This window comes from Sphingomonas sp. GW821-FHT04B01 (genome assembly GCF_059420425.1).
The window spans coordinates 523,569-536,160 of the sequence record NZ_JBWKTR010000001.1 but is presented as its reverse complement, the minus strand read 5'-3'; the positions used below and the strand labels follow the sequence as shown (position 1 = coordinate 536,160).

Sequence of the window (12,592 nt, the reverse complement as noted above, 5' to 3'; positions counted from 1 at the left end):
CATGAAGATCGCGATGCTCGCCCCCATTTCGTGGCGCACCCCGCCGCGCCACTACGGCCCGTGGGAATTGGTCACCAGCCTGCTTACCGAAGCGCTCGTCGCGCGCGGCGTCGACGTCACGCTGTTCGCGACGCAGGACAGCCTGACCGCCGGAACTCTTAGCGCAGTGGTGCCGGCGCCCTATTCGGAAGACCCGCGCATCGACGCCAAGGTGTGGGAATTCCGCCATCTCGCGCATCTGTTCGACCGCGCCGGCGAGTTCGACCTGATCCACAACCAGGCCGACTTTCCCGCCCACGCCTTTTCGCATCTGGTGGCGACGCCGATGGTCACGACGATCCACGGCTTTTCGTCGGACCGTATCCTGCCGATGTACCAGCCCTATCAGGACCGCGTGCACTATGTCGCGATCAGCGACGCCGACCGGTCGCCGCAGCTCCGCTATGCCGCGACGATCCACCACGGCATCGTCCTCGACGATTTTCCCTTCGACGCCGGGGGTAGCAACGACCTGCTGTTCTTCGGCCGCATGCACCCCGACAAGGGCGCCGCCGAGGCGATCACGGTCGCGCAGGCGACGGGCCGCGACCTCGCCATGTACGGCATCGTGCAGGATGAGGGCTATTACGAGCGGTCGGTGGTCCCGCATCTCGGTGCGCATATTCGCCACCCCGGCGCGGTCGGCGGCGACGACCGCACCGCGGCGCTCGGCAAGGCGGCGGCGCTGCTCCACCTCATCAATTTCGACGAGCCCTTCGGCCTGTCGGTGATCGAGGCGATGGCCTGCGGCACGCCGGTGATCGCGATCAACCGCGGCTCGATGCCCGAGCTGATCGACGACGGCGTCACCGGATTTCTGGTCGACAGCGTCGACGAGGCGATCGCCGCGGTTGCGCGCCTGCCCGAGATCGACCGCGCCGCCTGCCGCGCCGCGGTGGCGGCGCGCTTCACCGTCCAGCGGATGGCCGACGCCTATATCGCGCTCTACCGCGACATTCTGGGTGGCTGAACGACCCGCCGATTGCTTGTCGCCGTCCCGCATGGCGCAGCCCATCGCCACGAACATCCCGTCACCCCGGATCCGTTCCGGGGCGACGGTGTGGGTGAGGAAGGCACTCCGTGAAAGCGCCCGCCCCTGCGCATTTGCTCCGGTTGAACCGCCCGCCCCGATCGCGCGTATAGGTGGGTCATGATCGCCCGCCTGCGCCGCTTCCTGTCCGAGGAAGACTGGACCTTCGCGCCGCACGAGGTTCCCGTCCTCCCCGGCTCGCCCGGCACGGTCGAGCATCGCACCCGCCACCGCATCGCCTATGGCATCATCTCGGTGCTGCTCGGCCTGACCGGCGGCTTCGGCAACGCGCTGATCTCGGCCAACACCTATACGCTGCAGGGCGCGCTGGGGCTCGACCCCGCCGAAATCGCCTGGCTGCCGACGGTCTATGTGATGACCAACGTCAGCATCAACCTGCTGCTGATCAAGTTCCGCGCGCAATTCGGGCTCAGGCCGTTCGCGATGATCTTCCTCAGCGTCTATGCCGCGCTGACCTTCGCGCATCTGTTCGTGCGCGGCTTCGACACCGCGATCCTCGTCCGCGCCGCGAGCGGCATGGCCGGCGCCGCGGTGTCCAGCCTGTGCCTTTATTACATGATGCAGGCGCTGCCGACCAAATGGCGGCTGAAGGCGGTGGTGGTCGGTATCGGCATCCCGCAATGCGCGACGCCGCTGGCGCGCCTGTTCTCGCCCGACCTGCTCGCCATGTCGCAATGGCGCACGCTCTATCTGTTCGAGCTCGGCCTCGCCTTGCTCAGCCTCGCCGCGGTCGCCTGGCTGCGGCTGCCGCCGACCACGCGGTCGAAGGCGTTCGAGCGGCTCGATTTCGTCACCTTCGTGCTGTTCGCGGGCGCGATGGCGCTGTTCGCCGCGGTGCTCGGCCAAGGCCGCTACGTCTGGTGGACCAACGCGCCGTGGCTGGGCTGGGCGCTGATCGCGGCGATCTCGATGCTCGCCGCCGCGCTCGCGATCGAGCATCACCGCGTCAATCCGCTGCTCAACACGCGCTGGCTGGGCAGCGCCGATATCGTCCGCTTCACGATCGTCACGATCATGGCGCGCATCGTCCTGTCCGAACAGACCTATGCCTCGGTCGGGCTGCTCACCGTGCTCGGTCAGAACAACGACCAGCTCGTGCCCTTCTTCACGATCATCTTCCTCGCCTCGGTCGCCGGGGTGGTGCTGAGCGCAGTGACGCTGGACGTCAGCCGACCGGCGCACCCGATCATGCTGGCGATCGGCCTCGTCGCGATCGCCGCCTTCGCCGACAGTCATGCGACCAACCTCACCCGCGCGCCGCAGATGTACGCCAGCCAGGGGCTGATCGCCTTCGCCGCGACCTATTTCCTGGGGCCGGCGCTCCTGTTCGGCATGACCCGCGCGCTGCAGCAGGGATCGGGCCATATCATCAGTTTCATCGCGCTGTTCGGGATGATCAATTCGATCGGCGGGCTCGCCGGCACCGCTTTGCTCGGCAGCTATCAGCAGATCCGCGAGAAGGCGAACAGCGCCGCGCTGGTGCAGGCGATCGACCCGACCGACCCGATCGTCGCGCAGCGGCTGCAGGCAGGCGGCGCGGCGGTGTCGCGCGTCGTCGGCGATCCCGCGCTGCGCAGTGCCGAGGGCGGCGCGATCCTGTCGCAGACGACGACGCGCGAAGCCAACGTGCTGGCGTTCGACGATGTTTTCCGGCTGATCGCGGTGCTCGCCGCGCTCACCTTCTGTTATCTCCTGTTCCTCATGATCCGCCGGACGCGCCGCGAACGCCGTGCCGCGCTCAGCCAGAGTTCCGCATGACCGATAGCCGCAGCCCCGTCGATCCCATCCCCGCGACCGAAGAGGCGCAGGCCGAGGTTGCGCCGCCGTCCGCCGTCCCCGCCGGCTCGGGCTGGCGGCCGCAGCCGCCGAGCCGCACCGCGCTGATCGTCATCCTCGTGCTGATGGTCGGCGGCGTGCTCGCGGTGCTCGCGGCTTGGCGGCTGCCGCCCTTCGCCAATGCCGATCAGTCGACCGACAATGCCTATGTCCGCGGCCGCACCACGGTGATCGCGCCGCAGGTGTCGGGCTATGTAACGCAGGTGTTCGTCCGCGACTTCATGGACGTGCAGCCCGGCCAGCCGCTGGTCCAGATCGACGACCGCATCTACCGCCAGCGCGTCGATCAGGCGCAGGCGCAGGTCGACGCGCAGGCGGCGACGCTCGCCAACGCCCGCCAGACCGAGCGCAGCCGCACCGCCAGCCTCGCCGCGCAGACCGCCGCGGTCGCCAATGCCGAGGCGCAATTGATGCGCGCGCAGGCGGACATGAACCGCGTCAACGATCTCGTCACCGACGGTTCGGTGTCGTTGCGCGAACGCGACCAGACGCTCGCCGCATTGCGCCAGGCGCAGGCGGCGGTGCAGCAGGCCCGCGCCGCGCGCGAGATCGCGCGACAGGACATCCGTACCGTCCAGGTCGGCCGCGGCGGCCAGCAGGCGGGCGTCTCCGGCGCCGAGGCGGCGCTGCGCCTCGCCCAGATCGATCTCGCCAATACCGTCATCCGCGCCCCCGAACGGGGCCGGCTGAGCGAGGTCGGCGTCCGCGTCGGCCAGTATGTCACCGCCGGGTCGCAATTGATGTTCCTCGTGCCGCCCGAAACCTGGGTGATCGCCAATTTCAAGGAGGCGCAGACCGCGCGGATGACCGTCGGCCAGCCGGCGAGCTTCACCGTCGACGGCCTCGCCAATGCGCGGCTGACCGGCCATATCGAGCGCATCTCGCCCGCGGCGGGATCGGAGTTCGCGGTGCTCAAGGCGGACAATGCGACCGGCAATTTCACCAAGGTGCCGCAGCGCATCGCGGTGCGCATCCGCATCGATCCCGGCCAGCAGCTCGCGGCACGGCTGCGCCCCGGCATGTCGGTACAGGCGCGCGTCGACACCTCCAGCGGCCCGGTGGTGAACTGAGGATGGTTCGCGCAGAGACGCAGAGACGCAGAGAGGGCCCATGCGCGGCGGCGCAGCCGCCCCTCAAACCGACGGCCCCTGGCGAAACTCTGGAGACGGCCGTAAGCGCAGCATCTCCGCGCCTCTGCGCCTCTGCGCGAGTTAATATCCGGCCTCTTTCCGAAAGCGCCGATGATCGAGCGAAGACGCGAAGACGCGAAGATGTTACGCTGCTGGAACCCGCAGCACATTCGATCATCCGTATCGATAAAAGGACCACGACCGCCGCAAGCGCACCCCCTTCGCGTCTTCGCGTCTTCGCGTGCTCCACCCTGCTCTGCCTCACGCTGGCCGCCTGCATCGGCCCTCGCCCGCAAACCCCCGCCGCCAGCGCCGTCGTCCCGCCGCCCGCATGGCGCACCGCGTTCGGCAATGGCGAGCCGATCCGCGCCGACTGGTGGAGCGCGTTCGGCGATCCCGTCCTCACCCGGCTCGTCGGTCAGGCACTCGCGAACAACGCCGACCTCGCCGCCGCCGCGTCGCGGATCGACGAGGCGCGCGCCGCCGCGCGGCTCGCCCGCGCGCAGCAGACACCGACGTTCGGCGGCAACCTGCCGAGCACCACCGGCCAGACGGTCAGCCCGTTCGGCACCCCCAGCGACGCGATCGGCGCGCAGCCCGCAGTCACCGCCAGCTACGACCTCGACCTGTTCGGCCGCCTGCGACAGGCGAGCCGCGCCGCGCAGGCGCAGCTTCTCGCCAGTGAGGGCGCGCGTGACACCGTCCGCCTCGCCATCGCCAGCGGCGTCGCAAGCAATTACGTCACGCTGCGCGCGCTCGACCTGCGCCTCGCCGTCGCGCAACAGACGCTCGCCGCGCGCACCGAGGCGCTGCGCATCGCCCGCCGCCGGGCCGAGGCGGGCTATACCTCCAACCTCGAACTGCGGCAGGCCGAGGCCGAATATCGCGCGACGCAACAGCTCGTCCCCGCCGCGCAACTCGCGATCAGCCGGCAGGAGAATGCGCTCAGCCTGCTGCTCGGCACCAATCCCGGTCCGATCCCGCGCGGCCTGCCGCTCGACCGGCTGCTCGCCCCCGCGATCCCCGACGGCCTGCCCGCAGACCTGTTGCGCCGCCGCCCCGACCTGTTCCAGGCCGAGCAGACGCTGGTCGCCGCCGACCGCACGCTCGACAGTGCGCGCGCGGCGATGCTGCCCAATCTTGCGCTCACCGGCTCGGCGGGGGTGGTATTGTCGACCGCGCTCGCCAATCCGATCGGCGTCTTCTCGGTCGGCGCCAGCATCCTCTCGCCGATCTTCGACGGCGGCCGGCTGCGCGCGCAAAGCGACGTCGCCACCGCGCGCCGCGATCAGGCCGCCTTCGCCTATCGGCGTACCGCGCTGGTCGCCTTCCAGGAGGTCGACAATGCGCTCGCCGGGGTGCAGCGGTCGGGAGAACAGGCGGTGGCGCTCGGATTGCAGGTCGATGCGCTCGCCGCCGCGCTGCGCAACGCCAGCAACCGTTACCGCGCCGGCTATACCTCGTACATCGAACAGCTCGACGCGCAGCGCGGCCTGCTTACCGCCGAGCTGGCGCTGGTGCAGGCGCGCGCCGACCGGATCACCGCTTATGTCGCGCTGTATCAGGCGATGGGCGGCGGCTGGTCGCGCGACGATGTGGCCGCGACGCAACGCTGACATGCCCCTGCATCGCAATATGTCATGGTGTCGGATCGCTACCGGTCGCAACGCGTTCTCGCAACCCATGTTACACTTACGAGCCCTTCGCCGCCGATGGCCGACGACGATTTGAAGACCGCCGGCCAGATCAGCGTCGGCAGTTGGGATTGGGACGTGGTCGCCGACCGCGTCACCGCCGACCCCGAGTTCGCACGCCTCTACGGTGTCGATCCCGACGAGGCTCAGGCCGGCGCGCGACTGGAACGGTTCTTCACCGCGATGCACCCCGACGATCGGCCACGGGTGCAGGCGGAGATCACCGCGGCACTCGCCAGCGGCGATCCGTTCGAGAGCGACTACCGCCTGCAACAGCCCGACGGCCGCGCGCGCTGGGTCGCCGCACGCGGCCGCGTCACCTATGATGACGACGGGCGGCCGCTGCGCTTTCCCGGCATCAGCTTCGACATCGACGCGCGCAAGTCCGCCGAGCTGCGTCTCAAGGCGCTGGTCAAGCTCAACGACCGGCTGCGCGATCCTGGCGACCCCGCCGACCTCGCTTATGCCGCCGCCGAGATCCTCGGCCGTCTGTTCGACGTCAGCCGCTGCGGCTATGGCACGATCGACCGCGCCGCGGAGACGATCGTCACCGAACGCGCGTGGTGCGCAGGCGGCATCGCGCCGCTGCCCGGCATCCTGCATTTCCGCGATTATGGCTCGTATATCGAGGACCTCAAGCGCGGCGAGACGGTGGCGATCGACGACGTCTACGAAGATCCGCGCACCGCCGCCACCGCCGAGGGGTTGAAGAGCCTCGCCGCGCTGTCGTTCATCAACATGCCGGTGACCGAACAGGGCGGCTTCGTCGCGCTGCTCTACCTCAACAACGCACAGCCGCGCCGCTGGCTGCCCGAGGAGGTCGCCTTCGTCCGCGACGTCGCCGAACGGACGCGCGACGCGGTCGAGCGCCGCCGCGTCGAGCATGAACTCGCCGCGCTCACCGCCTCGCTCGAACAGCAGGTCGAGGCGCGCACCCGCGAGCTGATGACCGCCGAGGCGCATCTGCGCCAGGCGCAGAAAATGGAGGCGGTCGGCCAGCTCACCGGCGGGTTGGCGCACGATTTCAACAATATGCTTACCGGCATCTCGGGCGCGATCGAGATGATGCAGGTCCGCATCCGTCAGGGCCGCGTCGACGAGATCGACCGCTACGCCAATGCCGCGCAGGGCGCGGCGCGGCGGGCGGCGGCGCTGACCCACCGGCTGCTCGCCTTTTCGCGGCGTCAGACGCTCGACCCCAAGCCGACCGACGTCAACCGGCTGATCGACGGGCTGCGCGACCTGATCCAGCGCACCGTCGGCCCGGGCGTGATGATCGAGGTGGTCGGCGCCGGCGGATTGTGGCCGGCGATGGTCGATCCCAACCAGCTCGAAAATGCGCTGCTCAATCTGTGCATCAACGCGCGCGACGCAATGCCCGACGGCGGCCGCATCACGATCGAGACCGCCAACCGCTGGCTCGACGAACGCGCCGCCAAAGAGCGTGATCTGGAACCCGGCCAATATCTCTCCTTGTGCGTCACCGACACCGGCACCGGCATGACGCCCGAGGTCCAGTCGCGCGCCTTCGACCCCTTCTACACCACCAAGCCGATGGGCGAAGGCACCGGCCTCGGCCTGTCGATGATCTACGGATTCGCGCGCCAGTCCGGCGGGCAGGTGCGCATCTATTCGGAGCTCGACCAGGGCACGACGATGTGCATCTATCTGCCGCGTCACTATGGCGATGCCGAGCAGGATGGCGATCCCGCCCCCGCGACGATCCCGGTTCCCGGCGAAGGCCGCCACACCGTTCTGGTCGTCGACGACGAACCGACGATCCGCATGCTGATCGTCGAGATCCTCGAAGAAATGGGCCATAACGTGCTGGAGGCGGGCGATGGCGCCGCCGCGCTGCGGCTGCTGGGTACCGGTGCGCAGGTCGATCTGCTCGTCACCGACGTCGGTCTGCCCGGGCAGATGAACGGCCGTCAGGTCGCCGACGCCGCGCTGGTCCAGTTGCCGGCGCTGAAAGTGCTGTTCATCACCGGCTATGCCGAGAATGCGGTGATCGGCAACGGGCCGCTCGCCCCGAACATGGCACTGGTCACCAAGCCCTTCACGATGGACGCCATCGCCGACCGCATCCGCGCGATGCTGGAGGGGTAGGCCGTCGCGGGGCGGATCACCCCGCCAGCGCCAAGATCCGCTCCGCCTCGGCGAGGTGAAGGCGTTCGACCATTGCGCCGTCGAGCCGGATCGCGCCACGGCCCGCTGCGTCGGGCGCGGCGAAGGCGGTGACGACGGCCCGCGCCCAGGCCAGTTGCTCGGCGCTGGGGCCGAAGGCGGCGTTGGCGGCGTCGATCTGGGCGGGGTGGATCAGCGTCTTGCCGTCGAAGCCGAGCATCGCGCCCTGCGCGCATTCGGCGGCGAGCCGGTCGGGGTCGCCGATCGCGTTGCAGACGCCGTCGAGCGCGACCAGCCCCGCCGCGCGCGCCGCGATCACCAGCTGCGTCAGCGCCGGCAGCAGCGGCGTGCGGTCGGCGTCGGGGCGGCAGCGCATCTCCTTGGCGAGATCGTTGGTGCCGGCGATCAGCAGCGCGGTGCCCGTCGTTGCCGCCGTCGCCGCGATCTCGGGCAGGCGCAGGATCGCGCCGCACGTCTCGATCATCGCCCAGATCGGCGGCCCGTCGGCGCCGAGCGCGGCCCGCACCGCGACCAGGTCGGCGGCGCTCGCCACCTTGGGCACGACCACCGCCGCGACGCCGCGCACCGCGGCGGCATCGTCCTGCCCCCAAGGCGTGTCGAGCGCGTTGATCCGCACGGCGCACGGCCGCGCCCCGAACCCTGCCGCCGCCGCGACCGCCGCCGCCCGCGCGTCCGCCTTCGCCTCGGGCGCCACCGCATCCTCGAGGTCGAGGATCACCGCGTCGCAGGCGAGCCCCTGCGCCTTGGCGATCGCGCGGGGATTGGAGGCCGGCATGAACAGCACGCTGCGATGGCGGCTGGCGGGATGGTGGTCGCTCATGGCGCCCACCCTAACCCGGCGATCAGGCGCTCACCAGCCGCGCGAGGTCGATCAGCGCGCGCGGCATCGCCGCTCCGGTGGGCGTGGCGACGTAGCGCGACACCCAGACGGGGCCGAACTTGGCCTTGAACGCGCGCAGCCCGGCGAAGCCGTAGAGCCGCTCGCCATTGGCGAACAATGCATGGCCGAGCCGCGCCCATACCGGCGCCAGCCGTCCGCTCGGCATGCCCGACAGCGGCGCCATGCCGAGGTTGAAGCGGTCATATCCCTCGCTCCGCGCCCATTCGATCAGCCGCACCAGCATCATCTCCATCGTGCCATAAGGCGCGTCGGGATGGTGGCGCATCAGGTCGACCGACGCTTCGTCGCCGTCGCCCGAGACCCAGATGTTGGCGAAGGCGACGATCCGCCCCTCGACCCGCACCAGCGCGATCGGAAAGCGCGTCAGATAGGCGGCATCGAACGCCCCGAGGCTGAACCGTTTCTCGCGCCCCGCCTTGGCGGCGAGCCAAGCCGCGGAGACTTCGCCCAACTCGGCCATCAGCCCCGGCACCGCGCTCGCCGGTTCGACTGAGAACACCCCGCCCGCCGCCTCGGTCCGCCGCACCGCGTGGCGCAACGGCTTGCCGCGCGGACCGGCGGTGGTGAAGTCGGCGAGCACGACATGCGCCTCCTCGCCATATTTGATCGCCTGCAACCCCAGTTCGACGAACAGCGGCAGCATCCGCTCGCTCGCCTGATAGAAGCACAATCGCCCGGCGCGCGCGTCGCAGGCGCGGCGGATGCTCCAGACCAGTTCGCTCCACGCCGCCGCCGGGCCGACCGGGTCGCCCATCACCACCCAGCTGCGCCCCTGCACGCGGTACATCAGGAAGGCGTCGCCGGCGGCGGAGACGATGAAGCTCTTGTCGCCGGTGAAGGCGAGCGCGGCGTCGGTGCGCGGGCAATGCGCCAGCGCCGCCGCCAGCACCGGCTCGGGCGGCAGGGCGTCGGGCATCGTCCGCGTCCGGCTGGCGGTGAGCAATTGCCACGCCGATACCGCGGTGAGCAGCACGCCCGCGGCGAAACTGGCGCGCAGGAAGCGCGGCGCATTGGCGTCGAGCGCGAACCGCCACCACAATTCGTCGCTGTACGGCGTGCGCTTGTAGGCGAAGAAGCCCGCCCAGATGCTGAGCCCCAGCGCCGCGGCGGCGGCGACCAGCCAAGGCCAGCGCGGCCGGTCGGTGAGGATGCCGCCCTCGCGATAGAAGCTCGCCTTGCAATATTGCAGCACCCCGGCGACGACCAGCTGGAGCGATGCCTCCTCATAATCGAGGCCCTTGAGCAGCGAGAAGATCGCGCCACCGACGAGCAGGATGCGCGCCGCCGCCCAGCCCGAACGCAGCCGCGCGGTGAGCGCCGGCGCGACGAGCAGCATCGCGGTGCCGATCAGGCTGCCCGCCATGTGCGACCCCTCGATGAACGGCAGCGGCACCAGATCGGTCAGCTCGGTCAGCCGCCCCTTCACCCCCGGCAGCGCACCCGAGACGAGCAGCACGAAGCCGGCGACGAAGACCAGCACGGTGACCGCGCTCGGCGCCAGCAACTGCCCGGCGCGATCGACATAGGAGAGGCCGCGGCGGATCGGATGGCGCAGCCGCCAGCCCTCGCTGGCGGCGATGCCGATCGCGGCGACGAGCAGCGGCAGCAGATAATAGATCAGCCGGTAGAGCAGCAGCGCGGCGAACAGCGTCGGGCGGTCGCCGGGCACGGTCGCCAGCACCACCGTCTCGAACACCCCCAGGCCGCCGGGGACGTGGAGCAGCAGCGCGACGACCACGGCGACGGCATAAGCGACGACGAAGCCGGGAAAGGCGCCGGGCGCGGTACCCGGGACCAGCACGAAGAGCGCGGCCGAGGCCATGGTGAGATCGGCGAGCGACAGGCCGGCAAGCGCGCCCATCTGGCGCAGACTGGGCAGCGCGATGCCGAACCGCGCCGGACCGAGCGTCGTCGCACCGCGCAGCCGCAGCACCGGCAGCACCGCGAGCAAGGCGAGCAACAGGACGCCCAGTCCCTGCGCAGCGACCGGCGACAGCGTCACCGGACCGAGGACGATGCCGTCGCCGATGATCAGCCCGATCCCCGCCGCCCCGGCGACGCCCGCCCAGAAGGCGATCGCGCAGATGCCGGCGACCTGCGCGATCTCGCCGAACGCGAGTCCCGCGGCGCCATAGAGGCGTAGCCGCGCCGAGCCGCCGGTGATCAGCGACAGGCCGAGATTGTGGCTGAGCGTATAGGAGGTGAACGATCCCGCCGCGGCGACCCGCCACGGCAGCGGGCGGCCGATCGCGCGCAGCGCCACCCAGTCGAGACCGGTGAGCAGCAGATAGCTGGCGGTGGTGAGCGCGAGGCTGGCGGCGATCCGCACGTCGGGGATCGCAGCCAGCGCCTTGCGCACGTCGCTGAGATGCACCTCGCGCAGTACCAGCCGCAAGGCGGCGAAGCCGATGCCCGCGACGAGCAGCACCGCGGCGACCGTCAGGCTGCGGCGGTGATGCTGCGCGAGCGCCATCACCGCATCCAGACGGCCGGTCGTCACGCCACCCGGTGCCAGGTCTGCGACTTGCACAGGAAGGTGCCGACGACGCAGCCGGTGATGGTCAGAGTTGCGGGCGAGCTCTGGTGGATGCGCGAGGAGAAGGTGCGGCCCATGTCGGGCACGAACACCTTGCCCTCCCAGGCGCCCGATTTGTTGCGGCGATAGCCGCGCAGCAATTGCGTGCCGACGAGGTCGGGCAGGCCGGCGCCGCGCGCCTCGGCGCGTGCCTGCGGGCTGGCCCAGACGATCTGGCCGCACAGCGCGCCGTCGGCGCAACGCCCGGTCTGCACCGCCAGCGTGCCGCGTGGATTGGCCCAGCGGCCGATCACCGCCGGCGCCCCCGGACGCAAATTGGCCTGCGCCGCCGACGCCCCCGCCGCGACCGCCAGCATCCCCGCCAGGACCGTCGTGATTCGTGCCATCGTCATGATCGTATCCCCCACCATCATACGATCATAGACGGCACGCACACCCCGGAACCGCAGCACCATCGCGAATCAACGCGCGAATGCGTCGGGCGCGGCGTGGCGGATCGCCGCGAGGATGTGCGCGAACAGGCCGGCGCGGTCGTCGTTGAGGAAATGGCCGCCGGGCATCGCCACCACCGTCGCCTGCCCAGCCCGCCCCGCCCGGCGCCCTGCCAAAAGGTCCGGGCAGGCGCTGTCGACCTCCGCCGCGCCGTAGATGCAGGTGAGGTGCGTCCAGCCGAGCTGGGCGAGCGTCGCGCGGCTCTCGCTGTCGGGGGTGCCGCGATAGACGAGGCCGGACGGGTCGGCGCGGAAGAACACGGTCTCGCCGGGCACCACCAGCACCACGCCGGCGACGTGGCTGCGCAGCGCCACCGGCAGATCGGCGAGCCCGGTCTGCAGGACGTCGGCGCCATAGGATTGGCCGATCAGCATCAGTCGCGCCGCGCCTGTCCGCGCCAGCGCGGCGCGTACGCCGTCGGCGACGATCCGGTCGACCTCCGCCCGCGTCCGGCGCAGGCCGAACAGGGCCGGCGAACTCAGGGCGACGACCGGGAACCCCTGCCCGGCCAAAGCGCGTACGGTATGCGGATTGGGGCCGTAGCGCAGCCCCATGTCGCCCGACACGTAGAGCACGCCGATCGGCCGCGCGATCCCCTGTGGGCCGAACAGATGCGCGGCATCGCGGTCGAAGAAGCCGGCGCTGGCGGCGATCCCGGCGAGGAGCGCGAGCACGCCGCCGGCGATACCGGCGATCCAGGCGAGCCGCCACCGCAGCGATCGGGAGCGTTGCGATGCCATCCCGCCGTCCTGCACGCGTTCCGCT

9 protein-coding genes are annotated in these 12,592 nt (G+C 70.7%); 5 read left to right on the top strand and 4 right to left on the bottom strand.

What is annotated here, in order from left to right:
- Nucleotide 1 precedes the first annotated feature (1 nt).
- The 5 genes from AC07UH_RS02615 (at nt 2) to AC07UH_RS02595 (ending at nt 7,859) form a co-directional block, all read left to right on the top strand.
- Nucleotides 2–1,009: a glycosyltransferase family 4 protein gene (locus AC07UH_RS02615; protein ID WP_495179433.1), complete on the top strand. Its 1,008-nt coding sequence runs from the start codon at nt 2–4 to the stop codon at nt 1,007–1,009.
- Between the two features lie 180 nt (nt 1,010–1,189).
- Nucleotides 1,190–2,848: an efflux MFS transporter permease gene (locus tag AC07UH_RS02610; RefSeq protein WP_495179434.1), complete on the top strand. Its 1,659-nt coding sequence runs from the start codon at nt 1,190–1,192 to the stop codon at nt 2,846–2,848.
- Entirely contained in the window at nt 2,845–3,996 is a 1,152-nt protein-coding gene (locus AC07UH_RS02605) for an HlyD family secretion protein (RefSeq protein WP_495179435.1), read from the top strand. The genes AC07UH_RS02610 and AC07UH_RS02605 overlap by 4 nt, the downstream gene beginning before the upstream one ends.
- Before the next feature lie 2 nt (nt 3,997–3,998).
- Complete coding sequence (locus tag AC07UH_RS02600; RefSeq protein WP_495179436.1) at nt 3,999–5,672, top strand: efflux transporter outer membrane subunit; 1,674 nt, start codon at nt 3,999–4,001, stop codon at nt 5,670–5,672.
- A gap of 24 nt (nt 5,673–5,696) precedes the next feature.
- The gene (locus tag AC07UH_RS02595; protein ID WP_495193937.1) at nt 5,697–7,859 is read left to right on the top strand and encodes a PAS domain-containing protein; all 2,163 of its coding nucleotides are present in this window, start codon (nt 5,697–5,699) and stop codon (nt 7,857–7,859) included.
- A gap of 16 nt (nt 7,860–7,875) precedes the next feature.
- Here AC07UH_RS02595 and AC07UH_RS02590 read toward each other — a convergent pair whose 3' ends face one another.
- The 4 genes from AC07UH_RS02590 to AC07UH_RS02575 all read right to left on the bottom strand — a co-directional run bounded on the left by AC07UH_RS02590 (nt 7,876) and on the right by AC07UH_RS02575 (nt 12,567).
- Entirely contained in the window at nt 7,876–8,718 is an 843-nt protein-coding gene (locus AC07UH_RS02590) for an HpcH/HpaI aldolase/citrate lyase family protein (RefSeq protein WP_495179438.1), read from the bottom strand.
- Between the two features lie 22 nt (nt 8,719–8,740).
- Nucleotides 8,741–11,329 (bottom strand): bifunctional lysylphosphatidylglycerol flippase/synthetase MprF, encoded by a 2,589-nt coding sequence (gene mprF, locus AC07UH_RS02585; protein ID WP_495179439.1) that lies wholly within the window; start codon nt 11,327–11,329, stop codon nt 8,741–8,743.
- A complete protein-coding gene (locus tag AC07UH_RS02580; protein ID WP_137898242.1) occupies nt 11,296–11,727 on the bottom strand; it encodes a DUF2147 domain-containing protein in 432 nt (143 codons plus the stop codon). Before AC07UH_RS02580 ends, mprF begins: the two co-directional genes overlap by 34 nt.
- 69 nt (nt 11,728–11,796) lie before the next feature.
- Nucleotides 11,797–12,567, bottom strand: a complete 771-nt coding sequence (locus AC07UH_RS02575; protein ID WP_495179440.1) for an AcvB/VirJ family lysyl-phosphatidylglycerol hydrolase — start codon at nt 12,565–12,567, stop codon at nt 11,797–11,799.
- Nucleotides 12,568–12,592: the final 25 nt, after the last annotated feature.

Bases quoted from the DNA above. Each gene is read 5' to 3' on its own strand.
- AC07UH_RS02575 (WP_495179440.1), bottom strand. From the start codon at position 12,567: ATGGCATCGCAACGCTCCCGATCGCTGCGGTGGCGGCTCGCCTGGATC.
- AC07UH_RS02600 (WP_495179436.1), top strand. From the start codon at position 3,999: ATGGTTCGCGCAGAGACGCAGAGACGCAGAGAGGGCCCATGCGCGGCG.
- AC07UH_RS02595 (WP_495193937.1), top strand. From the start codon at position 5,697: ATGGTGTCGGATCGCTACCGGTCGCAACGCGTTCTCGCAACCCATGTT.
- AC07UH_RS02605 (WP_495179435.1), top strand. From the start codon at position 2,845: ATGACCGATAGCCGCAGCCCCGTCGATCCCATCCCCGCGACCGAAGAG.
- AC07UH_RS02615 (WP_495179433.1), top strand. From the start codon at position 2: ATGAAGATCGCGATGCTCGCCCCCATTTCGTGGCGCACCCCGCCGCGC.
- AC07UH_RS02590 (WP_495179438.1), bottom strand. From the start codon at position 8,718: ATGAGCGACCACCATCCCGCCAGCCGCCATCGCAGCGTGCTGTTCATG.
- AC07UH_RS02610 (WP_495179434.1), top strand. From the start codon at position 1,190: ATGATCGCCCGCCTGCGCCGCTTCCTGTCCGAGGAAGACTGGACCTTC.
- AC07UH_RS02580 (WP_137898242.1), bottom strand. From the start codon at position 11,727: ATGACGATGGCACGAATCACGACGGTCCTGGCGGGGATGCTGGCGGTC.